A 24,333-nucleotide genomic window follows, 5' to 3' on the forward strand; every position below is an offset into this window, starting at 1 on the left:
CCTGCGGAAACGTTAGCCTGGCGCTGCTTCTTTGCCGTCTCAACGGCTCCCTTGTTGTCCGCTGCTGACCGCCCCTACTGGCACGTTGTGGCACGGCGACGGATCAGCCGCGCCACTCGAACAGGACGAGAGTGGCGTCGTCCGAGGTGGCTTCGCCGCGTGCTCGCCTGAGCGTGTGGGACAGGTCCCGTGCCACCGCGCGGACGCCTCGGTCCGTCTTCTCCAGCTGGTTCACCCAGTCGATCAGCTGGTCCTCGCCGAACTGCTCCTGCCCGCTCTCGTGCTCCTCGATCAGGCCGTCGGTGAAGCAGAGGACGCGGTCCCCCGGTTCGAGCGTCACACTGCTGACCTGCGGCTGTGCTCCGCCGAAGCCGACGGGGAGGGTGGTGGGGCTGTCCAGGCGTCCCACCACGCGGTGCTCGCGGATCAGGACGGGGGCGGGGTGTCCTGCGTTGACCCACTGGAGACGGCCGGTGGTCGTGTTGAGCCGCATCATCTGGGCGGTGACGAAGTGGTCGGGGGCGAACTGTTCGGCCACCGCCCGGTCCATGAAGAGGTAGATCTCGGACAGCTCGACGCTGATGCGGCGGGCGTGCCGGTAGGCGCCGATGGCGACGGTGGCCATGGTGGCTGCGTCCAGGCCGTGACCCATGGCGTCGATCATGGCGAGGTGGAGGGTGTCGCCGTTCAGGGCGTAGTCGAAGCTGTCGCCGGCCACGTCGTAGGCGGGTTCCAGGACGCCGGCGACGGCGACGCGCGGCATGGTCATGGTCAGCGGCGGCAGGAGCGACCACTGGATCTCCGCGGCGACGTTCATCGGCTCGCTGCGGCGGGTGCGGAAGAAGAGGTCGGTGTAGCCGTTCTTGGTCTGCAGGAGTTCACCGACCAGGCCCGCGATCCGGCGCAGGATGCGGCGGACGTCGTCGTCGACCGTGTCCAGGGTGACGGCCAGGACCCCGGCCTGGTCACCGCCGTCGAGCAGCGGTGCGTGGACGCGTACTCCGTCGGCCATCGCCAGCTCGACCGGGAGCGACGTGAGGAAACACCTGCCGGCGTCCGAGCCGTCGATGGACAGCGGCTCGCCGCCTGTCAGCCCTTCGGAGAGCAGGGGAACGAGCCTCTGCTGCTGGTAGTCCTGGAGCAGGATCTGCGGATTCCTGCCGCCCAGCCGGCCCACCGTCTCGGCGACGACCAGCCCGACCCGGTGAGGTGGCAGCTTGTGTGCCCGGTCCAGGATCCCTCCCAGGAGCTCCTCGCCGAAGCTCTCCGAGCGATCGGATTCTCCGAGCGGTCCGACGGTCATCCCGTTGCCTCCAACAGAGCGGCGATGACCTCGCCCGGTCTTGCCGTACGGGGCGGGTGCCGCGGCCGCGTACGGCAGAACCGGGTACGGAGCAGCCCGCACCAGGGATATGGCCTCCAGGATGCTTTTCGGCGACAGCTCGCGCCACCTGGCCGCCGTGCGGGGGCACCGGTTGCAGGGTGGTCGGGGCTCCCCCTCGGGGCGCTTTCGAGCCCGCCGGTCAGGCTTCCTCGGCGTGGGCGCCGGTGCCGGTGGGGGATCTGCTGGTGGCGAGCCAGGTGCGGGCGGGACCGGCCGCGGTCTCGGTGTCGACGGTGAGATGGAGCCGTGTGCCGCCGCCCGGCGCGGGGTAGCTGCGCTGTTCCGCCCCTGCGAAGCACCGGCGGATCACTTCGGCGACCGCGCGAGCGGCCTCGGGCGTGGCGGAGACGATACGGATCTCGGCGTACCCCGCCTGCGGCAGGGGCTCGTTCTCGGTGGGGTGCAAGACGATGTGCTCCGTTCGGGACGAAGGCGAGAGGTCGGCGGGTGGGTTGTCCCTGGTGTCGGGTGCCCCACCCGCGGTCTTCGGTCGGAAGAGTGGTCCGAGGTCAGGGCCAGGTGCCCGTAGGCCGGGCGGCGGGCGATTCGCTCCGGCGGCCCGGGGTTGCTGTGGTCGGGGGACGGCTGAGGGCGGGGTGGGGGTCGCCGAAGCGGTGGGCCGCTGTGCGTACGTCGTGCGGGGCGTTGAGCCGGTGGATCAGGCGCGTGCCGAGCGCGATCAGGAACGCGCCCGCCAGGAGCGTGATCACGGTCTCCATGTCGTCACCCGCATGTACCCCGGCAGGGGGATCATCCGCGCGCCGACGACGGGTTGCGCCGCTGGGTGCGACCGGGGCGCCGGGGCGGCCCCGCCCTCGCTCTCCCAGGCGTCCTCGCTGCTGCGTGCCTCACGCATACGGCGGCCGGTCGCGGCCTCTCCGGACATCAGCGAGTCCGCGGTGAGGAGGCTGCCGGGGACGGCGGCGGCGGTCATCAGCCGGGCCGCGGAGGCGGGTTCGGCCTCGGGCGGAACCACGAGCAGGTCGCAGCGGCCGGTCACGTAGGACAAGACGATGATCTTGTCCGGGTCCTGCTCGGTGAACCAGCCCACGTGCAGGACGTGCCCGGTGACGGCGACCTTGTGTGGGACGACGGGCCAGTGGCCGGGATTCACCAGGACACGGGTGATCCGACCCCAGCGTCCTTCGAGGGCGTCCGCCAGCGGCGGCAGCTCGGTTGCCAGGTCGCGTGAACGGGGCCACCAGGCGCCGTCGAGCCGCCCGGCGAGTGTGGTCTTCGGGGTGAGCGACAAGCGTGCCGGAAGTCCTGGGGTGAGGGTGCGGTTCGCTGTCCTGTCGGGGATGGTGGTCATGGCGGACCTGCCCCCGGGCGGCCCGTCAGCAGCCCGGTTTTTCGTGTTCCCCGGAAATGACACCGGCGTGAAAGCTGGTGCTCGAAGTACTCCCGGTGCTTCCAGCGTACGTCTGAATCGTTCCGTTCTCGGCATGATGAAGGGGAGGTGCTTCCGGTTCGGACGGACGAGCGTGCGGCGACAGGCGGGCGTACGGGAGCAGGGGTTACCGTGAAATGACGGCACAGTCGCCCGCCGGCGGCCTGCCGCCCTCTCGGGCGCGGCCGTGACGGGCCGCGGCACCGCACTCGTAGACGAGCGGATCCACGATGGCCGACTCCGACATCCCGCCCCTGCCCCCCAAGCTCCTGCCGGACGAGATCCACCAGGCGGTACGACCCGGTACGGCGCTGCTCCGGCTGGAGACGACGCACTCCCGGCAGGGCGTCCTGGACGGGGCCTGGTGGCCGCGCACCCGAGACGTGGAGCAGGAGGTTCCCGCCCTGGTGTCCGCCCTGACCGAACACCTCGGCCCCATCACCCGGGTCGGCCTGGACGCCACCGCGTGGGACGAGATCCCGCCCCGGCTGATCATCGACGATCGGGTCGTCCGCCTCGACTCCTTCCCCGTCGGCGACGACACCGTCCTGATCACTCGGGGCGACAAGGACCACTTCGCGCTGATGGTGGTGCCGCCGGACACGGAACCCGATGCCGCCCGTACGGCCATGGCTCGCGCGGTCCGGGCCGACAACATCACGCAGGCCGCCGAGCTCCTCGTCGCCACACCCGCCCCACCGGCGATCGGACAGGGAGGCGAGGCGTGATCCGGACGGCGGACATCCGCGAGCGGCGCGACCAGGACGTGGCGGACCCCGGCGGCCACAAGATCGGCGAGAATTCGTCTACGTCGACACCGGCACCGACGAACCGGTCATGGCCACGGCCGGGCCAGGGTGCGCGCGGGTCGCCCACGACAGGAAGCTGGCGAGCGGAGCCCCTCCATCGGCACGGACGATGTCCTGCCCTTCGAGGACGAGGAAGCCGTCTTCCGCCACTGCGGCCTCGCTTACGAACCCGGCGCGAACGGAAACCGGCAACCCGCCGACGCTGAGCACCCGACCGCCGGGGGGCGGCCTCCATGCCACTCGCCCATCGCCCTGATCATCATGGCGATGACCCTGGGCCTCGTCGGCGTCGACGCCGACGGACTCCTCTTCCTGCTCTTCGTCGGCATCGCGGTACTCGTGGCGGACCGCTTCCACACGGCCCTGCGCACCCGCCACCCAGCCCGCCATCGCCCGCTCCGGTGATCTGAGGGACGGCCGGAGCGGGTCGACGACGAAGCCCCAGGCCGCTGCCCCTGGGCGAACGGCCTCGGGCGGCTGGTCCTCCGCCGGTTCGGCGGATCCCGCCGCGAACCTGTGGACGGGGTGAGGGGACCCGTAGGATCGGCTCCCATGTCGAAGACCGACGAACTGCTCGTTGACGTCGCCCGGCTGGTGGAGTCCGGGCGGAGCAATCAGATGTCCCTGACCGTCGTCATCGGGGGCGCTGTCATCACGGGTCGGCTGGCACCCGAGGCGGTGTGGCGGCAGCGGGTCTCGGAGGTACTGGCGGACTCCGACCGCCTGGCCGAGTTCTCCGCCGTCTTCTCCGCCGGCGCGGTGGTGAAGGACGAGCCGCCCACACATCTGCACTTCCACCTGGCGCGGATCCTTCAAGGAACGGTCGGGATCCCGGAGACGGGCGGGATGTACCGTGTCTCGATCGCGGACATCAGCGCCTGGACCATGGGCGATGTCAGCTACTCCGATCACTGACCTCGCGTGCAAGGAAGTCCGCCCGTCGATACCTGAGAGGGCCCGAGCATCAGCTGGTCGCCAGGGTGACGATGCCGCAGCCCTGCGGCGCGGCCCGTCGAGACGATGCGCCATCGGCTCTCCTGCCGTGCACCCGTCGGCTTCGCTCTCGTTTCGTTCGAATGCGTCTGGCCACGCGTGTGGCTCAAGGGGCGGTGACGCTGGTGTGGGGGCCCGCGAGCCGGCACGGGCCCCCACACCGGCCCGTGTCTATGCCGTGGAGCCCAGGAATACCGCTGCCGGGCGGCAGCGGATCAAGGCTCCGCGGCGTGTGGGACCGGAGGGCCGGACGGGGCGGCGATGCCGTGTTTCCCGGGAATGCCAGTGCATGAGGTGGACTGCCGCAGACATGGGGCCGCAGACCAGGAGCCTGAACGTCATGACGCGACTGCTGCCGTGGGTGAGCCGGCCCGGGCCGGTGGTCGGCCTGCTGTGGCCACGATGTCCAGGAGACGCCGGACGGCCGGGGAGCGGTTCACGAGCCTGAGGCGGCGTCCGTGCCGGGGCCACCAGTCGAGGACGGCCAGGAAACCGGCGTCGCAGAAAGTGACCCGCGAGGTGTCCAGGACGAGGCCGGTGCAGCCGTCGTCGGCCGCGGAGGCCAGCAGCGCACGCAGCGGTGCGGCGCTGTAGTGGTCGATCTCCCCGGTGAGGCGGACGACCAGAGTGGCGCCCAGGGTGGTGCAGGAGTCGATGACTATGACGCCGGGCGCGGTGTCCGCGCCCGAGTCGTGCACAAGGGGAGGGGTGGAGGTGGGGGTGGCGAGAGGCGCCGGCAGTATCGGGGCGGTGGTCGAGGTACTCACATCCCCGCCAACGCTCCCGGCCCGGCCCCGGGACACGAGTCACGTGCCCCTTTCACCCCAAGCGCCCACTCCCGATCCCCGGTACGGGGGAAACCAACCACCCTGGCGAGGCACGCGAGCGCCCGTGACGTGACCACGGCATCCAAGATCGCTGGGGTCACGCACCGGCATGGAGACCCGCGTCGTCCTCGCGGCAGGGGGACGACCGCTCAGCGATCCCGTCGACGAGTCGGGCCCGGTCGCGAGCCCGCAGGAGGGGGCCCTGGCGACGCTGGTCGCTAGAGCGAGAAGGTCGACCAGCGGCAAGCTGAAACCTCCTGCGCCGCCGTGCAGGTCGGGGCGCGTGTGCGGGGGAGCCGAGGGCTGTGGTCCTGCACGGTCACCTCGAAGCCGTCGGGGTGGGCGGTGCGGCGGAGGGCGCAGGCGCCGCCGCCGTGGCGGCGCGCGTCGGTGACGAGTTCCGAGACGACCACGACCACGGTGGCGGCAGTTTCCGGCGCGAGTGCCGGAGCAAGACCTTCGAGGAAGGACCGGGCGCTGTCCCGAGCCGCCCCGACACCACCGGCGGGCCGGACGTTGTCGATGCTGACGCTCACCGTGTCCATTACGTCCTCCGACTCTGAACGGTCGTCGGTCTATGTGTTTTAGGTGCGTCCGTCCCGGACCGTGACTCCTCATCCACGCGATCCTGCCGTCGCAGGCGTGAGCGCCGACCTTCCCGCCTGAAGGTCGAAAATCTACATTGGCGAGAGTAGACATTGAGTTGTGGTGTAGGTATGGTTTCTGTCGTAGCCCAAGGAAGTCAGCAGGGCCTGGCAGAGGTGAACTGCCGGCAAGCGGAATCAGCAGTACAGGTGCAGTACGCATGACGGTGCGGCGGTGGAGCTCCGAAGCCACGGATGTTGCAGGACGGCGACGGGGCTGACCGCCGCACCGGGCGGCCCGCAGTGATCAGGGGCCGCCGCAGGCGGTCCGCGGTCATGGCAGTAGCGGACGCGCACCCCGCAGTAGCCGGCACCATGCCGGTGAGCAGTACCCCGGATGAAAGGCGTCGGCTGCGGACGCGCGCACCGGGCGGACCGGCGGCAGGTCCTGTGGCCACGAAGGGCGACCGCAGGGCCTGCCGCCGGGCGGCGCCACCGTGGGCCGCAGTGCAGTACCCGCAACACCCGCGTGAAGTAGTGCAGACCGATGAAGGAACGGAGGAGCCGAACGCCATCAGGATCGCCCGGGCGGCAGTGTCAGGCCCCCGGGTACCGCAGGACATCGATAGTGAGGTGGTCTCCGGTCAAGCAACCGCGATCCCCGCACCCCCGACCGCAGTCAGGCCCGGGATGCGGATATGACGAGCCGACGCGGTATCAGAGTCGGCGGATGGTGTAGCAGTTCCTTCGGGGCCCTGGTGCCGTACGGCACCAGGGCCCCTCGACGCGTGCCCCAGGAAGGTGCCGATGACAGCAGACAACACCTATGACCGACTCGACGACGACGACTACCCCGCCTACACCATGGGCCGGGCCGCCGAGATGACCGGTACCACCCCCGCCTTCCTCAGGGCCCTGGGCGAGCACCGCCTCATCACCCCGCTGCGCTCCGAAGGCGGCCACCGCCGCTACTCCCGCTACCAGCTGCGCATCGCCACCCGCGCCCGCGACCTCGTCGACCAGGGCACCCCCATCGAGGCCGCCTGCCGCATCATCGTCCTTGAGGACCAGCTCGAAGAAGCGCAGCGGATCAACGCCCGGTACCGCCGCGCCGCCGAAGCGGCCCCTCCGCCGAACGCGACCTGAACGGCTCCCGGCCCGCCGTGCAAGGCGGGCCACCGTCACTCCCCCGGACCTCCCGTACTGGTGACCGTAAGTCACGCCGTGTCATGTCCGGGTTTGCTGTCGTGGTTCGGAAGTCTCCTTTGCCCATGCCGTCCGCATGGGCATTTTCACTGTGCTGTGCCGCAGGGAAGGAGCCAGGGCGATCACCTCTGCCTCCCGCATGCCGCGGAAGGTGTCCGTCGACTGGAAGGCACCAGACATGGCCACCGGAACCGACCCGATCCGTTGAAGCGGTCGCAGCAGGCCGTGATACGGGCACTTGTCTTGTACGCGTGTGGTGTCGAGGCTGAGCCGCTTCGGGTGCAGACCTTCATGGATCTGCGGATGCGGCAGTTCGAGCGGGAACGAGGCGGGAACGGACCCGTGGGCGGCAGGCCGTGGGATCCGCCGCCGGCGGCCGGGTCCCGCCAGCGGCCGTTCGGCTACCGCACGTACATCACCCCGCTCCTCGGCTGTACTCCCACGACCTTGTGCCAGGTGGACCAGCCGCTGCGGCCGCTGGTCGCGGCCGAGCCGGCCCCCGCCCCGCCGACGCGATCGACCGGCTGTGGACCGTGGACGCACCCTCACCCCGGTCCGGGGCTGGAAGACCGGTACACCCCCCGCAACAACCGGTTCTCTGTCCCCTCGGGGGAACGTGCCAGGACTGTCTGAGCCGAACCCCAGCTCTCGGAAGCCGTTGCGGACGTCGGCCAGCGGCCGGCGGTCGCGGGTGCAGTAGAGCCTGCCGGTCGGCGGGACCGTCCACTGGCCCCGGACATCCGGCTCGTCGGTGGTCCCGGGGGCCGGGTGCCAGAACAGGCCGCGCTCGGACTGGAGGTCGCCGGTCTGCGCGGTGAGTGCCCACAGCTTCTGCCGGCCTCTGCGGAGCTGGATCGATCCCGGGCCGCCATCCCCGGCGAGGTCCGGTTCGGGTCGGCCTTTTCCTGACGCCGCAGAAGATCGCGTATGGCACGTGAACGGCACGCGACCCCTGAGAGGTCTGGACGACGAAAAGGGCCCAGGTCTCTGACCTGGGCCCTTCCTCAAGAGCGGATGACGGGAATCGAACCCGCGCTATAAGCTTGGGAAGCTCATGTTCTACCATTAAACTACATCCGCGTTGCGGCCGGATGAGCCGGTCGCATCGTTGCACACTGTACCCCATGCGCCACGGGTGGCGTAGTTCGGTGGGTGTCCGGTGGGTCGGAGTGCCGTGTGGAGGGTGTCCTGTTGATCCCCTAATGTGGCTGTCTCAGCCAGCATGTGTGTAGGGGAAGGGACTTGATGGGTTCCGTGGAGCGCACCGTCGTCCGCTGTGCCGAAGGGCACGTGTTCAGTACCGCATCGTTTCCGCTTCAGCAGCTCGGGGCCGGGCGGATCGGGCCCGGGCGGCTCATCCGGTGTCCGCGGTGTGCGCGGTTGAGGCGTGCGGTGCCGGTGGAGGTTCAGCAGCGCTGAGGCAGTGCTGAGGCAGCGCTGAGCTGGGTGAAGCGGGTGGGGCGCGGAGCCGGTCCCGATTGGGGAGGTCCGCGCCCTCTGCGTATCGTGGGGGCGTGCTTCTCTCAGACAAGGACATCCGGGCCGAGATCGATGCCGGGCGGGTGCGCATCGACCCGTACGACGAATCCATGGTGCAGCCGTCGAGTATCGACGTGCGCCTCGACCGCTTCTTCCGGGTGTTCGAGAACCACCGCTACCCGCACATCGACCCCGCCGTCGAGCAGCTCGACCTGACGCGCGAGGTGGAGCCGGAGGGCGACGAGGCGTTCATCCTGCACCCGGGCGAGTTCGTGCTCGCCTCGACCTACGAGGTCATCACCCTGCCGGACGATATTGCTTCGAGGCTGGAGGGGAAGAGTTCCCTCGGGCGACTCGGGCTCGTGACGCACTCCACCGCCGGGTTCATCGACCCGGGGTTCTCGGGGCACGTGACGCTGGAGCTGTCGAACCTCGCGACCCTCCCCATCAAGCTGTGGCCGGGGATGAAGATCGGGCAGCTGTGCATGTTCCGGCTGAGCTCGCCCGCCGAGTTCCCGTACGGCAGCGAGCGGTACGGCTCCCGGTACCAGGGGCAGCGGGGGCCGACGGCGTCCCGCTCGTACATGAACTTCCATCGGACCCAGGTGTGAGGCGGTAGCCGGACATGAGTGAAGTACGCGAGAACCTGACGTACGAGGGCTTCGGGACGGCCGTCCGCGAGCTGGCGCAGACCATCGCCGACGACGGGTACGAGCCCGACATCGTCCTCTCGATCGCGCGGGGCGGCGTCTTCGTCGCCGGCGGGCTCGCCTACGCGCTGGACTGCAAGAACATCCACCTCGTGAACGTGGAGTTCTACACGGGTGTGGGGACCACGCTGGAGATGCCGGTCATGCTGGCGCCCGTGCCGGACGCGATCGACTTCTCCGACAAGAAGGTCCTGATCACCGACGACGTCGCCGACACCGGCAAGACCCTCAAGCTGGTCCACGACTTCTGCGTCGACCACGTCGCCGAGGTCCGCTCCGCCGTCATCTACGAGAAGTCCCACTCCCTCGTGAAGTGCGAGTACGTCTGGAAGAAGACGGACGAGTGGATCAACTTCCCCTGGTCGGTCGAGCCGCCGGTCGTCAAGCGCGAGGGCCAGGTCCTCGACGCCTGAGTCCCCGGACATGCGAAAGGGCCCCCGTCAGGGGGCCCTTTCGCATGTCCGTCCGCTCCGTTCCTCTTACAGCGTGCCCAGCTTGATCAGGCTCAGGAGGGCCGCCAGCTGGATCGCCGAGGCGCCGAGGGCCTTGGGCCAGGGGAGGTCGTGGGAGCGGCTGATCATGAGGGTGAAGAGGGCGCCGGCGGCGAGCCAGGTGGCCCAGCCGATGATCTGCACCAGGCCGTTCTCGCCGCCCAGGAAGAGGGCGAAGAGGAGGCGGGGGGCGTCGGTGAGCGACATGATCAGCATGGAGAGGCCGACCGTGGGCTGCCAGGAGCCGTCGCCGCCGAGCTGGCGGGCCAGGGTGTGGGTGACCGCGCCCAGGATCAGGCCGGCGAGGACGAAGCCGACGCCGGTCATCAGGACGTACGGGATCGTGCTCGCGATGGTCGCGTTCAGCACCTCGTCGCGGGCCTGGTCGAAGCCGAAGATCGCCAGCAGGCCGTAGAGGAAGGTGACGATCAGCGCCGGGCCCCAGACCGCGTGGTCGCGCATCCGGAGGAAGGTGTCCGCCGGGCGCAGCACGATGCCGCTCAGGAGGCCCTTCCACGGCAGGCGGGGGCCGACGGGGACGGGCGGGGCCTGGTACGCGCCCGCCTGCCCGTAGGGGTCGTCGACGCTGAACATCTGGGTGTGGCCCGGGTTGTTCGCCGTCGCCGCGTGGTGCTGCGCGTGCGGGTCGCCGAAGTACTCGGGCTCCCCGTACGGCTGCTGCTGTGGCTGTTGCTGCCACTGCTGCTGCGGGTACGCCTGCGGGGGCGCGTTGTACCCGTACGGCGCCTGCTGCGGTCGATGCTGTTGCTGCGGGGGGCGGTTGTCCCGGCCGCGTCCGTTCCTGAATCCAGCCACGTCGATGAACGTACCCGGTTTCGCGGCGGGCCCGTTCCTTCGGTGCCGAGCTGTGACATCCCTAGGGGCACAGCTCGGCACCGAAGGAACGGGCCCGCCGTCACAAAACGTGCTGCCCGTAGCTTTGGTGGGGTCAGCAGCGAAACCGTTCCTGTGGACCGGGCGGGGGTGAGTCGCTCGGCCGCGCGCCCCGAACGGTCTTGGGTGCGCTGGTCCCCGGCGTACTCGACCCCGGGGAGGCGACACGCATCCTGTGCGTGGTCCGGGCCCGGGAGGCCGGTTCCCTCACGACCTGGCCATGTGGGTACGGCCAGAGGCGACGGGGAGGCCCCGAACCATCACACCGGTGGAGCGGGGGCCCCGACTGCTGGCGCCGTACCCGGCGTCCCAGATCGCCTGATCACCGTAGCCCGAACGGCCCAGGCCGCCGCAAGCCCGCAAGCCCACCATCACACGATCGAGCTAAAGCACTGTTCTGCCGGCTCCCCGGCGAACAGCTCCCAACCCCTTGGGGTTCTCCGCACTTCTCAACCGCCGTACCCGTGTCCTGTTGCACTGCCGCCGTTGCCCTCCCGACCGCACCGTCGTCAAGCACGCCAAGAACGGGCCCACGTTGAGGTGTCCCTCACCAACGGCACGCTCGTCGCCGAGCACCACGCCTGACGCACCTATGACGGAAGGGCCCACCCCACGCTCACGCGGGGCGGGCCCTTCCTCCGTTCATGCGGTTACCCGGCCGGCTCGGGCTCCGGCTCCTCCGCCGGGGTCTCCGGCTCGGGGTCGACCGGGGTCTTCACGGAGTCGAGCAGCAGCTGGGCCACGTCGACGACCTGGAGGCTCTCCTTGGCCTTGCCGTCGTTCTTCTTGCCGTTCACGGAGTCCGTGAGCATGACGAGGCAGAACGGGCAGGCGGTGGAGACGATGTCCGGGTTGAGGGAGAGGGCCTCGTCGACGCGCTCGGTGTTGATGCGCTTGCCGATCCGCTCCTCCATCCACATCCGCGCGCCGCCGGCGCCGCAGCAGAAGCCGCGCTCCTTGTGGCGGTGCATCTCCTGCTGGCGCAGGCCGGGGACGGCCGACATGATCTCGCGCGGGGGCGTGTAGACCTTGTTGTGGCGGCCCAGGTAGCACGGGTCGTGGTAGGTGATGAGGCCGTCGACCGGGGTCACCGGGATCAGCTTGCCCTCGTCGATGAGGTGCTGGAGCAGCTGGGTGTGGTGGATGACCTCGTACTCGCCGCCGAGCTGCGGGTACTCGTTGGCGATGGTGTTGAAGCAGTGCGGGCAGGTCGAGACGATCTTCTTCGCCGACTTCGGCTTCTTCGTCGACTCGTCCTCGTCGTCCTCGCCGAACGCCATGTTCAGCATCGCGACGTTCTCCTGGCCGAGCTGCTGGAAGAGCGGCTCGTTGCCCAGACGGCGCGGGGAGTCACCGGTGCACTTCTCCTCGCCGCCCATGATCGCGAACTTGACGCCCGCGATGTGGAGGAGCTCGGCGAAGGCCTTCGTGGTCTTCTTGGCGCGGTCTTCGAGAGCGCCCGCGCAGCCGACCCAGTAGAGGTAGTCGACCTCGGACAGGTCCTCGATGTCCTTGCCGACGATCGGGACCTCGAAGTCGACCTCCTTGGTCCACTCGACGCGCTGCTTCTTGGCGAGACCCCAGGGGTTGCCCTTCTTCTCCAGGTTCTTCAGCATCGTGCCGGCCTCGGACGGGAAGGCGGACTCGATCATGACCTGGTAGCGGCGCATGTCGACGATGTGGTCGATGTGCTCGATGTCGACCGGGCACTGCTCGACGCAGGCGCCGCAGGTGGTGCAGGACCACAGGACGTCCGGGTCGATGACGCCGTTCTCCTCGGCGGTGCCGATGAGGGGGCGCTCGGCCTCGGCCAGGGCCGCGGCGGGGACGTCCTTCAGCTGCTCCTCGGAGGCCTTCTCGTTGCCCTCCATGTCCTTGCCGCCGCCGGCGAGCAGGTACGGCGCCTTGGCGTGGGCGTGGTCCCGGAGGGACATGATGAGGAGCTTGGGGGAGAGCGGCTTGCCGGTGTTCCAGGCGGGGCACTGCGACTGGCAGCGGCCGCACTCGGTGCAGGTGGAGAAGTCGAGCAGGCCCTTCCAGGAGAACTGCTCGACCTGGGAGACGCCGTAGACGTCGTCCTCGCCCGGGTCCTCGAAGTCGATCGGCTTGCCGCCGGTCGTCATCGGCTGGAGCGCGCCGAGGGCGGTCTCGCCGGTGGCGTTGCGCTTGAACCAGATGTTCGGGAAGCCGAGGAAGCGGTGCCAGGCGACGCCCATGTTGGTGTTCAGCGAGACCACGATCATCCAGATGAACGAGGTGCTGATCTTCACCATGGCGGTGAAGTAGATGAGCGTCTGGAGCGTGGTGACCGACAGGCCCTTGAAGAGGAGCACCAGCGGGTACGAGGCGAAGTACGCGGCCTCGTAGCCCTCGACGTGGTGGATCGCGCCCTCCAGGCCGCGCAGCACGTAGATCGCGAGGCCGATGGTGAGGATCACGTACTCGACGAAGTACGCCTGGCCCGCCTTGGAGCCGGCGAACCGGGACTTGCGGCCGGCGCGGCGCGGCAGGCTGAGCAGGCGGATGACGATCAGGGCGGCGATGCCCAGGATCGTCATGACGCCGATGAACTCGATGTAGAGCTCGAACGGCAGGAAGCCGCCGATGATCGGCAGGGTCCAGTCGGCCTGGAAGAGCTGGCCGAAGGCCTGCGCCAGGGTCGGCGGCAGGGTCAGGAAGCCGACCGCGACGAACCAGTGGGCGAAGCCCACGATGCCCCAGCGGTTCATCCGGGTGTGGCCCAGGAACTCCCGGACCAGGGTGACGCTGCGCTGGTAGGGGTTGTCCGTGCGGGTGCCGGCCGGGACCGGCTGGCCGAGCTTGAAGTACGCGACGAACTGGCCGATGGCGCGAGCGAGCAGGGCAACGCCGACCACGGTCAGCGTCAGCGACACGATGATCGCGGCGAGTTGCATGACGGGCTCCTCGGGCGGGCCTGGGGCGCGGCGGGGGCGGCCTGTGCTCGCCTCGCCCTCACTCTCGCCCTGAGCCTACTAAGCGGTAACTTAATTAGTCCGTGCTGAGATTACCGGTCCGAGCGCCCCACTTGTAGCGGCCCTCGCGGTGATCTGTGTCGCTCAGGCAAGCCTTGCCGCGCGGGCGGAGGCGCGACGGAGACGACGTCGGCGGACTGCTGGAAGCGTACGCGCCATGACGGCCAGATCCATGCCGAGCCAGTGGTGGTCCACATAGTGGAGGTCGAGCAGCTCGCGTTCCTCCCAGGGCAGGTCGGAGCGGTCGCTGATCTGCCAGGGGCCGGTCAGCCCCGGACGGACGGAGAGCCGGCGCCGCGCCTCGCCCGTGCACTCGGGGTGGCCGGGGGAGAGCGGGCACGGCCCGACGAGCGACATCTGGCCCCGCACGACGTGCAGCAGCAGCGGCAGCGCGGCCAGCGGGCTCCGGGTGCGCAGGGTCAGCATCGTGAAGGACCGGCCGCGCAGCCCCGCCATCGTGCGGCGGCGCAGGACGGGCCCCTCCTGGGCGAGCGAGAGCGAGAGCGCGACGGCGCCGAGGAGGGGGGCGAGCAGGACGAGGAGCGCCGTGCCGCCGAGCAGGTCGAAGGCGCGCTTGAGGTCGAAGGCATGCTTGAGGTCGACATCGCGGTGGTTCGCCGTCATGCCCCGGACCCCTCCGGCTGAGATCATGGGATGTTCGTGGGATATGCCTGGTCTGCCTGCTTTGCCCGACAAGGGGCACCAGGACTCTGCCACTTCCCGGCCCGCGCGTCAGGGAACGACGCGCCCCGCGCGTCTCTTTGAGTGAGCGAATCGGCGAAGAGTTGAGCGCACTCGACTCAGGTCTGTTGACGCCCCGCGCTCCGTCATGCATCCTTGAGTCAGTTCCACTCAAGTCAGTCAGCTGGAGGAATCGAAAATGGCACGTGCGGTCGGCATCGACCTGGGTACGACTAACTCCGTCGTCAGCGTTCTGGAAGGCGGCGAGCCCACCGTCATCACCAACGCCGAGGGCGCCAGGACCACGCCGTCCGTCGTCGCCTTCGCCAAGAACGGCGAGGTGCTCGTCGGCGAGGTCGCCAAGCGTCAGGCGGTCACCAACGTCGACCGGACCATCCGGTCCGTGAAGCGTCACATGGGCACCGACTGGAAGATCGAGCTGGACGGGAAGAACTTCAACCCGCAGCAGATGTCCGCCTTCATCCTCCAGAAGCTGAAGCGCGACGCCGAGGCCTACCTGGGCGAGAAGGTCACCGACGCGGTCATCACCGTGCCGGCGTACTTCAACGACTCCGAGCGCCAGGCCACCAAGGAGGCCGGTGAGATCGCGGGCCTCAACGTCCTGCGCATCGTCAACGAGCCGACCGCGGCCGCCCTGGCCTACGGCCTGGACAAGGACGACCAGACGATCCTCGTCTTCGACCTCGGTGGCGGCACCTTCGACGTGTCCCTCCTGGAGATCGGCGACGGCGTCGTCGAGGTGAAGGCCACCAACGGCGACAACCACCTCGGTGGCGACGACTGGGACCAGCGCGTCGTCGACTACCTGGTGACCCAGTTCAAGAACGGTCACGGCGTCGACCTGTCCCTCGACAAGATGGCGCTCCAGCGTCTGCGCGAGGCGGCCGAGAAGGCGAAGATCGAGCTCTCCTCCTCGACCGAGACCTCCATCAACCTCCCGTACATCACGGCCTCCGCCGAGGGCCCGCTGCACCTGGACGAGAAGCTCACCCGCGCCCAGTTCCAGCAGCTCACCTCGGACCTCCTGGAGCGCTGCAAGGTCCCGTTCCACAACGTCATCAAGGACGCGGGCATCGCCCTCTCCGAGATCGACCACGTGGTCCTGGTCGGCGGCTCGACCCGCATGCCGGCCGTCGCCGAGCTCGTCAAGGAGCTGACCGGTGGCAACGAGGCCAACAAGGGCGTGAACCCGGACGAGGTCGTCGCCATCGGCGCCGTCCTGCAGGCCGGTGTCCTCAAGGGCGAGGTCAAGGACGTCCTGCTCCTCGACGTCACCCCGCTGTCCCTCGGCATCGAGACCAAGGGCGGCATCATGACCAAGCTCATCGAGCGCAACACCACGATCCCGACCAAGCGGTCCGAGATCTTCACGACGGCCGAGGACAACCAGCCGTCCGTGCAGATCCAGGTCTACCAGGGCGAGCGCGAGATCGCGGCGTACAACAAGAAGCTCGGCATGTTCGAGCTGACCGGCCTCCCGCCGGCCCCGCGCGGTGTCCCGCAGATCGAGGTCGCCTTCGACATCGACGCCAACGGCATCATGCACGTGACCGCCAAGGACCTGGGCACGGGCAAGGAGCAGAAGATGACCGTCACCGGCGGCTCCTCGCTGCCGAAGGACGAGGTCGACCGGATGCGCCAGGAGGCCGAGCAGTACGCGGACGAGGACCACCGCCGCCGCGAGGCCGCCGAGTCCCGCAACCAGGGCGAGGCGCTCGTCTACCAGACCGAGAAGTTCCTCAAGGACAACGAGGACAAGGTCCCGGGCGACGTGAAGACCGAGGTCGAGGCCGCCGTCGCCGAGCTGAAGGAGAAGCTCAAGGGCGAGGACGCCGCCGAGATCCGCACCGCCACCGAGAAGGTCGCGGCCGTCTCCCAGAAGCTCGGCCAGGCCATGTACGCGGACGCCCAGGCCGCCCAGGCCGGCGCCCCCGCCGGCGAGGCCAAGGCCGACGACGACGTCGTCGACGCCGAGATCGTCGACGACGAGCCCAAGAAGGACGGCAAGGCGTGAGCGAGGAGACCGCGGGCTTCGAGGAGAAGCCCGACGTCCCCTCCGGCGACGCCGCCGAGGCCGCCGAGTCCACCGAGGACACGGCGGCCCCGGCCGGGGACGTGACGGACACGGCTCTCCTGGCGCAGCTGGACCAGGCCCGCACGGCGCTCTCCGAGCGCACCGCGGACCTCCAGCGGCTCCAGGCCGAGTACCAGAACTACCGGCGCCGGGTCGAGCGGGACCGGGTCACGGTCAAGGAGATCGCGGTCGCGAGCCTCCTGTCCGACCTGCTCCCGGTCCTCGACGACATCGGCCGGGCCCGGGACCACAGCGAACTGGTGGGCGGCTTCAAGTCGGTCGCCGAGTCCCTGGAGACCGTCGTCGCCAAGATGGGGCTCCAGCAGTTCGGCAAGGAGGGCGAGCCCTTCGACCCGACGATCCACGAGGCCCTGATGCACTCGTACGCGCCGGACGTCACCGAGACGACCTGCGTCGCGATCCTGCAGCCGGGGTACCGGATCGGCGAGCGGACCATCCGGCCCGCCCGCGTGGCCGTCGCCGAGCCCCAGCCGGGGGCGCAGGGCAAGGCGGAGGAGTCCGAGGACTCCGAGAAGGACAGCGAGTAGAAGGCCACACCCGCGCGCGGGAGGAGGGACGTCGATGAGCACGAAGGACTTCGTCGAGAAGGACTACTACAAGGTCCTCGGCGTCCCCAAGGACGCCACCGAGGCCGAGATCAAGAAGGCGTACCGGAAGCTCGCCCGCGAGAACCATCCGGACGCCAACAAGGGCGACGCCAAGGCCGAGGAGCGCTTCAAGGAGATCTCCGAGGCGAACGACGTCCTCGGCGACGCCAAGAAGCGCAAGGAGTACGACGAGGCGCGCGCCCTCTTCGGGAACGGCGGCTTCCGAGCCGGCGGGCCCGGGGGCGGCGGCTCGTTCAACTTCGACCTGGGCGACCTCTTCGGGGGCGCCCAGGGCGGGGCCGGCGGCTTCGGCGGCGGCGGTGGCGGCATCGGGGACGTGTTCGGTGGTCTGTTCAACCGCGGCGGCGGCGCGGGTGCCCGCACCCAGCCCCGGCGCGGCCAGGACATCGAGTCCGAGGTGACGCTCAGCTTCACCGAGGCGATCGAGGGCGCGACCGTGCCCCTGCGGATGTCCAGCCAGCAGCCCTGTACGGCCTGTTCGGGCACCGGCGACAAGAACGGCACGCCCCGGGTGTGCCCGACCTGCGTCGGCACCGGCCAGGTCTCGCGCGGCAGCGGCGGCGGCTTCTCGCTGACCGACCCGTGCGTGGACTGCAAGGGCCGCGGCCTGATCGCCGAGCACCCCTGCGAGGTCTGCAAGGGCTCCGGCCGGGCCAAGTCCTCGCGGACCATGCAGGTCCGGATCCCGGCGGGCGTCTCCGACGGGCAGAAGATCCGGCTGCGCGGCAAGGGCGCCCCGGGCGAGCGCGGCGGACCCCACGGCGACCTGTTCGTCGTGGTGCACGTCGACGCCCACCCGGTCTTCGGGCGCAAGGACGACAACCTCACCGTCACGGTGCCGGTGTCCTTCACGGAGGCGGCGCTCGGCGGCGAGATCAAGGTCCCGACCCTCGGCGGCCCCGCGGTCACGCTCAAGCTGCCCGCCGGCACCCCGAACGGCCGGACCATGCGCGCCCGCGGCAAGGGCGCGGTCCGCAAGGACGGCACGCGCGGCGACCTGCTGGTGACGGTGGAGGTCGCGGTGCCCAAGGAGCTGGACGACAAGGCCCGTGAGGCCCTGGAGACCTACCGCGAGGCGACCGTCTCGACGGACCCCAGGGCGGAGCTGTTCGAGGCGGCGAAGGGAGCCTGACGCGGTGGACGGACGCAGACGCAACCCGTACGAACTGACCGACGAGACCCCGGTGTACGTCATCTCGGTGGCGGCCCAGCTGTCGGGGCTGCATCCGCAGACCCTGCGCCAGTACGACCGCCTGGGTCTGGTCTCCCCGGACCGCACGGCCGGCCGGGGCCGGCGCTACTCGGCCCGCGACATCGAACTGCTCCGCCAGGTGCAGCAGTTGTCGCAGGACGAGGGCATCAACCTCGCCGGGATCAAGCGCATCATCGAGCTGGAGAACCAGGTCGCGGCGCTCCAGTCCCGGATCGCCGAGCTCTCCGCGGCCGTCGACGGCGCGGCCGCCGCGATGCGCCAGCGCGAGGCGCAGGTGCACGCCTCGTACCGGCGCGACCTGGTGCCGTACACCGACGTGCAGCAGACCGGCGCGCTGGTGGTCTGGCGCCCGGCTCCGAAGCGCGGCGAGTAGTCACGCGCGAGAAGGCCCCTCCCCGTCCGCGGGGAGGGGCCTTTCCCGTGTCCCGGGGTCAGTTGTCCCGTTCGAGGAGGCCGGAGCGGGCGATGAGGTAGCCGAGCTGGGCGCGGCTCCCGCTGCCCAGGGTGGCGGCGAGCTTCGCTATGTGCGCCCGGCAGGTGCGGACGTTCATCCCGAGCCGGCGGGCGATGGCCTCGTCGACGTGGCCCTCGACGAGGAGCCGGGCGATGGAGCGCTGGACGCCGCTGATGCCGCTGAGCTGCGGCTGGTAGGTGACCGGGGAGTCCAGGGGCGTCGCCTGGAGCCAGAACTGGTCGAAGACCCCGCCGAGGTACTCCACGAGCCCCTGGTGGCGCAGTTCGAGGGCGATGGTGCGGTCGCGGCTGGCCGGCACGAAGGCGACCTTGCGGTCGACGATGATGAGCCGGTCGATGATCTCCTCCAGCGTGCGGACCTCGACCTCGGAGCCGATGCTTTCCAGGTACGCCAGGGTGATGGGCTGGTGGCGCGCGGTGTGCTGGTACAGGGTGCGCATCTTGATGCCCCGGCCGAGCAACGGCCGTACCCGGCGCAGGGCTTCTCCGAAGGTCTGCGCACTGCGGCCCTTCCCCGGCTGTACGGTGAGCAGTTCCGAGGTGCACGCGGCGACGGCGCGGTCCAGGCTGTCGTTGATCCGCTCCAGTCCTTCGAGGACGGTGATGGCGTGGGTCATCGAGGGGTCGCGGGCGCCGAGGGCCATGAAGGGTTCGAAGGCGTCGGCGAGGGTGACGGTCATGCGCCGGCGCTCCTGTATCTCCTTCTCCAGCGGGTCGAGGAGGCGGGCCAGGGCGGCCGTCGGTGCCACGGGGCGGAGCCATTCGGCGTCGTCGGGGTCGGGACGCAGCAGGTCCAGGTCCATCAGGCAGGGCGCGGGCGAGATCTCGGTACGGGCGATCCGGCCTTCTCTGAGGGCCTCCGAGTAGAGCCGACTGCCCGGTTCGCACAGGTCTGCGTGCGTGTGAGAATGCACCTTTTGGTCAGGTTCTATCCGCATACGTACACCCCCAGGCTCTTGCATTACAGGAACATGATGCATTGGGCGAGTGGTGGAAACGGGATGAGTGAGCGATCGTCGTGACTTGCGGGGGAGCAGGTAGTTACACACCTTCGAGTGAGGTTGCTCGGTCATGTCCAAGAAGCTCATACGCACCGTAGTCGGTGCCGCGCTGATGGCTGCTGCAGCTGTGGGCGCTGTCTCGATGGCCCAGGACCCGGGGTGGGGTTCGCAGACGCAGGTCGTCAGGGCCGACCCGGGCTGGGGTCTGCTGCAGCCGACGGTCGCCGATCCCGGGTGGGGTGTGGCGCCGGCCGCCGACCCCGGTTGGGGGTCCGTCAGGGCATGACGGTTCCCGAAGACCCTCGTTTCCGTCGCGAGATGGCGAGTGCCTACCGGTCGGGGTGGCACTTCATCGACCTCGTCACCGCGGTGCCGCGCCGTGGCGAGTCGTTGAAGGTCACCCTCTTCGGTGAGCCGATCGTCGTCGTCCGCGGGGACGACGAGGACATCCGTGCCTACCGGTGCCTCCGCCGTCCACGCGGCGCCCCTCAGCCCGTCCGCTGTGCCATCCGGTACGGCATGATCTTCGTCAACTTGGACCAGCGCGACCACCAGCCGGTCGAGGCGCGGTTCGAATCCGAGACCATCTCCGCCACCCCCCGCAGTGCCTGAGCGATTCCCCCGTCGTTGTAGATCGCTCAGGTGCTTCCCCCACACAACGGCGCCATCGCGGACCTGAACCGCGGTGGCGCCGTTGTGCTTCTCCGCGTCCGCGTCCGCGTCCGCGGTCAGGCGCGGCCCATCGCCCGGGTGAGGGCGATCTCGATGACGACCCGGTCGGGGTTGGGCGTCGGGGTGCGGCCGTAGCGCTCGGCGTAGCGCGCCACCGCGTCGGCGACCTCCGCCTCCTCCGTACGGATCCGGGCGACGCCCTCCAGGGTGGCCCAGCGCCCCTTGTCGACCTGGCAGACCGCGACCCGCGCGCCCTCCGCGCCCGCCGCGAGCACGTTCGCGACCTTCCTGCTGTGCTTGTTGGTGATGACCCGCGCCAGGCCGTGCTCGGGGTCGTACGTGACGCCGACGGCCACCACGTGCGGGGTGCCGTCCGGGCGCGGGGTGGTCAGCGTGCACATGTGGTACTCGCGCCAGAAGCCGATGTACGAGTCCGTGGGGTTCCTCGGGTCAGTCGCCATGCCCGGAAACTACCTCCGTGCGGCCCGCCTCCGATACCTTGAGCGGAATAGACTCAACTTTATGTACGCTGTATGAGTCAGAGCATGTGGAGAACGACCACACCCAGGAGGAGACCCCGCACGTGGACGCAGAACTGACCAACAGGAGCCGGGACGCGCTGAACGCGGCGAGCAGCCGCGCCGTGTCCCAGGGGCACGCCGACCTGACCCCCGCGCATCTGCTGCTCGCGCTGCTGGCAGGTCAGGACAACGAGAACATCACCGACCTGCTCGCCGCCGTCGACGCCGACCAGGCCGCCGTCCGCTCCGGCGCCGAGCGGCTGCTCGCCGCCCTGCCCAGCGTGACCGGCTCGACCGTCGCGCCGCCGCAGCCCAACCGCGAGCTGCTCGCCGTCATCGCCGACGCCGCCGAGCGCGCCAAGAAGCTCGGTGACGAGTTCCTGTCCACGGAGCACCTGCTCATCGGCCTCGCCGCCAAGGGCGGGCAGACCGGCCAGCTCCTCGACCAGCAGGGCGCGACCGCCCGCCGGCTGCAGGACGCCTTCGAGAAGGCCAGAGGAGGCCGCCGCGTGACCACCGCCGACCCGGAGGGCTCGTACAAGGCCCTGGAGAAGTTCGGTACGGACTTCACCGCCGCCGCCCGCGAGGGCAAGCTCGACCCGGTGATCGGCCGCGACCACGAGATCCGGCGTGTCGTCCAGGTGCTCTCCCGGCGCACGAAGAACAACCCGGTCCTCATCGGCGAGCCCGGCGTCGGCAAGACCGCCGTCGTCGAGGGCCTCGCCCAGCGGATCGTGAAGGGCGACGTCCCCGAGTCGCTGCGGAACAAGCGGCTGGTCTCCCTGGACCTCGGCGCGATGGTCGCCGGCGCGAAGTACCGCGGCGAGTTCGAGGAACGCCTGAAGACCGTCCTCTCCGAGATCAAGGAGAGCGACGGCCAGATCATCACCTTCATCGACGAGCTGCACACCGTCGTCGGCGCGGGCGCCGGCGGCGACTCCGCCATGGACGCCGGCAACATGCTGAAGCCGATGCTGGCCCGCGGCGAGCTCCGCATGGTCGGCGCCACCACCCTCGACGAGTACCGCGAGCGGATCGAGAAGGACCCCGCCCTGGAGCGCCGCTTCCAGCAGGTCCTCGTCGCCGAGCCGTCCGTCGAGGACACCGTCGCCATCCTCCGCGGCCTCAAGGGCCGGTACGAGGCCCACCACAAGGTGCAGATCAACGACTCCGCCCTGGTGGCCGCCGCGACCCTCTCCGACCGGTACATCACCTCCCGCTTCCTCCCCGACAAGGCCATCGACCTCGTCGACGAGGCCGCCTCCCGGCTCCGCATGGAGATCGACTCCTCCCCGGTCGAGATCGACGAGCTCCAGCGCTCCGTCGACCGGCTCCGCATGGAGGAGCTGGCCCTCGCCCAGGAGACCGACCCGGCCAGCGTCCAGCGCCTGGAGAAGCTCCGCCGCGACCTCGCCGACCGCGAGGAGGAGCTGCGCGGCCTCACCGCCCGCTGGGAGAAGGAGAAGCAGTCCCTCAACCGCGTCGGCGAGCTGAAGGAACGGCTCGACGAGACCCGCGGCCGCGCCGAGCGCGCCCAGCGCGACGGCGACTTCGACACCGCCTCCAAGCTGCTCTACGGCGAGATCCCCACCCTGGAGCGCGAGCTCGCCGAGGCCACCGAGGCCGAGCGCGAGGTCCAGAAGGACACCATGGTCAAGGAGGAGGTCGGACCCGACGACATCGCCGACGTCGTCGGCGCCTGGACCGGCATCCCCGCCGGCCGCCTCCTGGAGGGCGAGACGCAGAAGCTGCTCCGCATGGAGGACGAGCTGGGCCGCCGGCTCATCGGCCAGTCCGAGGCCGTCCGCGCCGTCTCCGACGCGGTGCGCCGCACCCGCGCCGGCATCGCCGACCCCGACCGGCCCACCGGCTCCTTCCTCTTCCTCGGCCCCACCGGCGTCGGCAAGACCGAGCTGGCGAAGGCGCTCGCCGACTTCCTCTTCGACGACGAGCGGGCCATGGTCCGCATCGACATGTCGGAGTACGGCGAGAAGCACTCCGTCGCCCGTCTGGTCGGCGCGCCCCCCGGCTACGTCGGCTACGAGGAGGGCGGCCAGCTCACCGAGGCCGTCCGCCGCCGCCCGTACAGCGTCGTGCTCCTCGACGAGGTGGAGAAGGCGCACCCGGAGGTCTTCGACATCCTGCTCCAGGTCCTCGACGACGGCCGCCTCACCGACGGCCAGGGCCGCACGGTCGACTTCCGCAACACCATCCTCATCCTCACCTCGAACCTGGGCAGCCACTTCTTGACGGACCCGGTGACCGGGGCGGAGGAGAAGAAGCAGCAGGTCCTGGAGGTCGTCAGGGCCAGCTTCAAGCCCGAGTTCCTGAACCGCCTCGACGACCTGGTGGTCTTCTCCGCGCTCGACCGCGCCGAGCTGGGCCGCATCGCCCGCCTCCAGATCGACCGGCTCGCCCGGCGGCTCGCCGACCGCCGGCTCACCCTGGACGTCACCCCGGAGGCCCTGGAGTGGCTCGCCGAGGAGGGCAACGACCCCGCGTACGGCGCCCGCCCGCTGCGCCGCCTGATCCAGACGGCCATCGGCGACCGCCTCGCCAGGGAGATCCTGGCCGGCGAGGTCCGGGACGGCGACACGGTCCGGGTCGACCGCTTCGGGGACGACCTGATCGTGGGCAGGGCGCAGTGAACGTGTCAGCTCGCAGCGGATCCCGCCGGTTCCCGACCGGCGGGGCTTGCCACGGACCGGCCGGTATGGGGGAGGATGGCGACATCCGTACGAAGGGAAATACACGGTGAGCATCGACCCGTCCTCGATTCCGAATTTCGGGGGACAGCCCCAGCCCCAGGCAGGACCGGCGGGCCCCGTCGTCCCCGACCAGGACCTGGTGAAGCAGCTCCTGGAGCAGATGGAGCTCAAGTACGTCGTCGACGACGAGGGTGACCTCGCGGCGCCGTGGGAGGACTTCCGCACGTACTTCATGTTCCGCGGCGAGAACGAGCAGCAGGTGTTCTCGGTGCGTACGTTCTACGACCGTCCGCACTCGGCCGACGACCGCGCCAAGGTCCTCGACGCGATCGACGACTGGAACCGCCGCACCCTGTGGCCGAAGGTCTACACCCACCTGCACGAGGAGGAGGACGGCTCCGCCACCCTCCGTCTCATCGGTGAGGCGCAGATGCTGATCGGCACCGGCGTCGCCCTGGAGCACTTCGTGTCCTCCACGGTGAGCTGGGTCCGCGCCTCCATCGAGTTCGACAAGTGGATCGTCGAGCAGTTCGGTCTGGCCTCCCCGGAGGAGAAGTCCGAGGGCGACGAGGCCTGAGC

The 24,333-nt window shown here is 70.0% G+C and carries 24 protein-coding genes, 1 tRNA gene and 1 pseudogene; 13 read left to right on the forward strand and 13 right to left on the reverse strand.

All coding sequences use genetic code 11. The features are described from left to right. Nucleotides 1-103: 103 nt before the first annotated feature. From HHL19_RS27245 to HHL19_RS27260, 4 genes are all read right to left on the reverse strand, one after another. Entirely contained in the window at nucleotides 104-1,303 is a 1,200-nt protein-coding gene (locus HHL19_RS27245) for a PP2C family protein-serine/threonine phosphatase (RefSeq protein ID WP_169092994.1), read from the reverse strand. 220 nt (nucleotides 1,304-1,523) lie between these two features. Further along, on the reverse strand, nucleotides 1,524-1,790 hold the full coding sequence (locus HHL19_RS27250; RefSeq protein WP_169092995.1) for a hypothetical protein: 267 nt from the start codon (nucleotides 1,788-1,790) through the stop codon (nucleotides 1,524-1,526). 103 nt (nucleotides 1,791-1,893) lie between these two features. After that, nucleotides 1,894-2,103 carry a hypothetical protein gene (locus tag HHL19_RS27255; RefSeq protein ID WP_169092996.1) on the reverse strand — a complete coding sequence of 70 codons (210 nt, stop codon included), beginning with the start codon at nucleotides 2,101-2,103 and terminating at the stop codon, nucleotides 1,894-1,896. Continuing rightward, nucleotides 2,091-2,696: a DUF5994 family protein gene (locus HHL19_RS27260; RefSeq protein ID WP_169092997.1), complete on the reverse strand. Its 606-nt coding sequence runs from the start codon at nucleotides 2,694-2,696 to the stop codon at nucleotides 2,091-2,093. The genes HHL19_RS27255 and HHL19_RS27260 overlap by 13 nt, the downstream gene beginning before the upstream one ends. Nucleotides 2,697-3,004: 308 nt before the next feature. On the opposite strand from HHL19_RS27260, the gene HHL19_RS27265 reads away from it, so the two are divergent. The 3 genes from HHL19_RS27265 (at nucleotide 3,005) to HHL19_RS27280 (ending at nucleotide 4,498) form a co-directional block, all read left to right on the forward strand. Continuing rightward, nucleotides 3,005-3,502 carry a DUF5994 family protein gene (locus tag HHL19_RS27265; RefSeq protein ID WP_169092998.1) on the forward strand — a complete coding sequence of 166 codons (498 nt, stop codon included), beginning with the start codon at nucleotides 3,005-3,007 and terminating at the stop codon, nucleotides 3,500-3,502. Nucleotides 3,503-3,844: 342 nt separating this feature from the next. Beyond that, the gene (locus HHL19_RS27275) at nucleotides 3,845-3,988 is read left to right on the forward strand and encodes a hypothetical protein (RefSeq protein ID WP_169093221.1); all 144 of its coding nucleotides are present in this window, start codon (nucleotides 3,845-3,847) and stop codon (nucleotides 3,986-3,988) included. Between the two features lie 147 nt (nucleotides 3,989-4,135). Beyond that, nucleotides 4,136-4,498 carry a hypothetical protein gene (locus HHL19_RS27280; protein WP_169092999.1) on the forward strand — a complete coding sequence of 121 codons (363 nt, stop codon included), beginning with the start codon at nucleotides 4,136-4,138 and terminating at the stop codon, nucleotides 4,496-4,498. 416 nt (nucleotides 4,499-4,914) lie between these two features. On the opposite strand, the gene HHL19_RS37750 is transcribed toward HHL19_RS27280, so the two are convergent. Together HHL19_RS37750 and HHL19_RS27290 are read right to left on the reverse strand one after the other, a co-directional pair. After that, a complete protein-coding gene (locus HHL19_RS37750; protein WP_169093000.1) occupies nucleotides 4,915-5,343 on the reverse strand; it encodes an STAS domain-containing protein in 429 nt (142 codons plus the stop codon). Between the two features lie 278 nt (nucleotides 5,344-5,621). After that, nucleotides 5,622-5,948, reverse strand: a complete 327-nt coding sequence (locus HHL19_RS27290; protein ID WP_346768412.1) for an ATP-binding protein — start codon at nucleotides 5,946-5,948, stop codon at nucleotides 5,622-5,624. An 846-nt stretch (nucleotides 5,949-6,794) separates the two neighbouring features. Here HHL19_RS27290 and HHL19_RS27295 point away from each other — a divergent pair. Next, nucleotides 6,795-7,133, forward strand: a complete 339-nt coding sequence (locus HHL19_RS27295; protein ID WP_169093001.1) for a MerR family transcriptional regulator — start codon at nucleotides 6,795-6,797, stop codon at nucleotides 7,131-7,133. 696 nt (nucleotides 7,134-7,829) lie between these two features. On the opposite strand, the pseudogene HHL19_RS37755 reads toward HHL19_RS27295, so the two are convergent. Together HHL19_RS37755 and HHL19_RS27300 are read right to left on the reverse strand one after the other, a co-directional pair. Next, a pseudogene (locus HHL19_RS37755) lies at nucleotides 7,830-8,015 on the reverse strand (serine hydrolase); the annotation flags it as partial. 187 nt (nucleotides 8,016-8,202) lie between these two features. After that, nucleotides 8,203-8,273 (reverse strand) — tRNA-Gly (locus tag HHL19_RS27300). A 434-nt stretch (nucleotides 8,274-8,707) separates the two neighbouring features. Between HHL19_RS27300 and dcd the strand changes: the two genes are divergently transcribed. Both dcd and HHL19_RS27310 read left to right on the forward strand, forming a co-directional pair. After that, nucleotides 8,708-9,283 (forward strand): dCTP deaminase, encoded by a 576-nt coding sequence (gene dcd / locus HHL19_RS27305; RefSeq protein WP_030690788.1) that lies wholly within the window; start codon nucleotides 8,708-8,710, stop codon nucleotides 9,281-9,283. A 14-nt stretch (nucleotides 9,284-9,297) separates the two neighbouring features. Then, nucleotides 9,298-9,795 (forward strand): phosphoribosyltransferase, encoded by a 498-nt coding sequence (locus tag HHL19_RS27310; protein ID WP_024755952.1) that lies wholly within the window; start codon nucleotides 9,298-9,300, stop codon nucleotides 9,793-9,795. Nucleotides 9,796-9,861: 66 nt separating this feature from the next. On the opposite strand, the gene HHL19_RS27315 is transcribed toward HHL19_RS27310, so the two are convergent. From HHL19_RS27315 to HHL19_RS27325, 3 genes are all read right to left on the reverse strand, one after another. Beyond that, nucleotides 9,862-10,689, reverse strand: a complete 828-nt coding sequence (locus tag HHL19_RS27315) for a Yip1 family protein (protein WP_169093002.1) — start codon at nucleotides 10,687-10,689, stop codon at nucleotides 9,862-9,864. Between the two features lie 728 nt (nucleotides 10,690-11,417). Continuing rightward, complete coding sequence (locus HHL19_RS27320; RefSeq protein WP_169093003.1) at nucleotides 11,418-13,682, reverse strand: (Fe-S)-binding protein; 2,265 nt, start codon at nucleotides 13,680-13,682, stop codon at nucleotides 11,418-11,420. 162 nt (nucleotides 13,683-13,844) lie between these two features. Then, nucleotides 13,845-14,384 (reverse strand): sugar transferase, encoded by a 540-nt coding sequence (locus tag HHL19_RS27325; RefSeq protein ID WP_169093004.1) that lies wholly within the window; start codon nucleotides 14,382-14,384, stop codon nucleotides 13,845-13,847. Between the two features lie 256 nt (nucleotides 14,385-14,640). Here HHL19_RS27325 and dnaK point away from each other — a divergent pair, with 256 nt between their 5' ends. Genes dnaK through HHL19_RS27345 form a run of 4 tightly spaced genes read left to right on the forward strand, consistent with a single transcriptional unit; the run spans nucleotide 14,641 to nucleotide 18,751 of the window. Continuing rightward, a complete protein-coding gene (dnaK, locus tag HHL19_RS27330) occupies nucleotides 14,641-16,476 on the forward strand; it encodes a molecular chaperone DnaK (protein ID WP_169093005.1) in 1,836 nt (611 codons plus the stop codon). Then, complete coding sequence (gene grpE, locus HHL19_RS27335; RefSeq protein WP_169093006.1) at nucleotides 16,473-17,084, forward strand: nucleotide exchange factor GrpE; 612 nt, start codon at nucleotides 16,473-16,475, stop codon at nucleotides 17,082-17,084. Before dnaK ends, grpE begins: the two co-directional genes overlap by 4 nt. Before the next feature lie 34 nt (nucleotides 17,085-17,118). Continuing rightward, nucleotides 17,119-18,297 (forward strand): molecular chaperone DnaJ, encoded by a 1,179-nt coding sequence (dnaJ, locus tag HHL19_RS27340; RefSeq protein ID WP_169093007.1) that lies wholly within the window; start codon nucleotides 17,119-17,121, stop codon nucleotides 18,295-18,297. Nucleotides 18,298-18,301: 4 nt separating this feature from the next. Further along, a complete protein-coding gene (locus HHL19_RS27345) occupies nucleotides 18,302-18,751 on the forward strand; it encodes a helix-turn-helix domain-containing protein (protein WP_169093008.1) in 450 nt (149 codons plus the stop codon). A gap of 58 nt (nucleotides 18,752-18,809) precedes the next feature. On the opposite strand, the gene HHL19_RS27350 is transcribed toward HHL19_RS27345, so the two are convergent. After that, the gene (locus HHL19_RS27350; protein WP_169093009.1) at nucleotides 18,810-19,790 is read right to left on the reverse strand and encodes a helix-turn-helix transcriptional regulator; all 981 of its coding nucleotides are present in this window, start codon (nucleotides 19,788-19,790) and stop codon (nucleotides 18,810-18,812) included. 345 nt (nucleotides 19,791-20,135) lie between these two features. Between HHL19_RS27350 and HHL19_RS27355 the strand changes: the two genes are divergently transcribed. Further along, nucleotides 20,136-20,465, forward strand: coding sequence for a (2Fe-2S)-binding protein (locus HHL19_RS27355; RefSeq protein ID WP_169093010.1), 330 nt, complete (start codon nucleotides 20,136-20,138; stop codon nucleotides 20,463-20,465). Nucleotides 20,466-20,581: 116 nt separating this feature from the next. Here HHL19_RS27355 and HHL19_RS27360 read toward each other — a convergent pair whose 3' ends face one another. Beyond that, nucleotides 20,582-20,986: a TIGR03618 family F420-dependent PPOX class oxidoreductase gene (locus tag HHL19_RS27360; protein WP_169093011.1), complete on the reverse strand. Its 405-nt coding sequence runs from the start codon at nucleotides 20,984-20,986 to the stop codon at nucleotides 20,582-20,584. A gap of 122 nt (nucleotides 20,987-21,108) precedes the next feature. Between HHL19_RS27360 and clpB the strand changes: the two genes are divergently transcribed. Next, complete coding sequence (gene clpB, locus HHL19_RS27365; protein ID WP_169093012.1) at nucleotides 21,109-23,694, forward strand: ATP-dependent chaperone ClpB; 2,586 nt, start codon at nucleotides 21,109-21,111, stop codon at nucleotides 23,692-23,694. A 106-nt stretch (nucleotides 23,695-23,800) separates the two neighbouring features. Further along, nucleotides 23,801-24,331, forward strand: coding sequence for a YbjN domain-containing protein (locus HHL19_RS27370; RefSeq protein WP_169093013.1), 531 nt, complete (start codon nucleotides 23,801-23,803; stop codon nucleotides 24,329-24,331). Nucleotides 24,332-24,333 lie beyond the last annotated feature (2 nt).

It is taken from the genome of Streptomyces sp. R302, from assembly GCF_012927245.1.
Classification (GTDB): domain Bacteria; phylum Actinomycetota; class Actinomycetes; order Streptomycetales; family Streptomycetaceae; genus Streptomyces.

Coding starts and splice junctions, on each gene's coding strand:
- HHL19_RS27295 (WP_169093001.1), top strand. CDS start 6,795: ATGACAGCAGACAACACCTATGACCGACTCGACGACGACGACTACCCC.
- HHL19_RS27325 (WP_169093004.1), bottom strand. CDS start 14,384: ATGACGGCGAACCACCGCGATGTCGACCTCAAGCATGCCTTCGACCTC.
- HHL19_RS27265 (WP_169092998.1), top strand. CDS start 3,005: ATGGCCGACTCCGACATCCCGCCCCTGCCCCCCAAGCTCCTGCCGGAC.
- HHL19_RS27360 (WP_169093011.1), bottom strand. CDS start 20,986: ATGGCGACTGACCCGAGGAACCCCACGGACTCGTACATCGGCTTCTGG.
- HHL19_RS27310 (WP_024755952.1), top strand. CDS start 9,298: ATGAGTGAAGTACGCGAGAACCTGACGTACGAGGGCTTCGGGACGGCC.
- HHL19_RS27275 (WP_169093221.1), top strand. CDS start 3,845: ATGGCGATGACCCTGGGCCTCGTCGGCGTCGACGCCGACGGACTCCTC.
- HHL19_RS27290 (WP_346768412.1), bottom strand. CDS start 5,948: ATGGACACGGTGAGCGTCAGCATCGACAACGTCCGGCCCGCCGGTGGT.
- HHL19_RS27280 (WP_169092999.1), top strand. CDS start 4,136: ATGTCGAAGACCGACGAACTGCTCGTTGACGTCGCCCGGCTGGTGGAG.
- HHL19_RS27320 (WP_169093003.1), bottom strand. CDS start 13,682: ATGCAACTCGCCGCGATCATCGTGTCGCTGACGCTGACCGTGGTCGGC.
- HHL19_RS27260 (WP_169092997.1), bottom strand. CDS start 2,696: ATGACCACCATCCCCGACAGGACAGCGAACCGCACCCTCACCCCAGGA.
- HHL19_RS27245 (WP_169092994.1), bottom strand. CDS start 1,303: ATGACCGTCGGACCGCTCGGAGAATCCGATCGCTCGGAGAGCTTCGGC.
- HHL19_RS27255 (WP_169092996.1), bottom strand. CDS start 2,103: ATGGAGACCGTGATCACGCTCCTGGCGGGCGCGTTCCTGATCGCGCTC.
- HHL19_RS27355 (WP_169093010.1), top strand. CDS start 20,136: ATGACGGTTCCCGAAGACCCTCGTTTCCGTCGCGAGATGGCGAGTGCC.
- dnaK (WP_169093005.1), top strand. CDS start 14,641: ATGGCACGTGCGGTCGGCATCGACCTGGGTACGACTAACTCCGTCGTC.
- dnaJ (WP_169093007.1), top strand. CDS start 17,119: ATGAGCACGAAGGACTTCGTCGAGAAGGACTACTACAAGGTCCTCGGC.
- HHL19_RS27350 (WP_169093009.1), bottom strand. CDS start 19,790: ATGCGGATAGAACCTGACCAAAAGGTGCATTCTCACACGCACGCAGAC.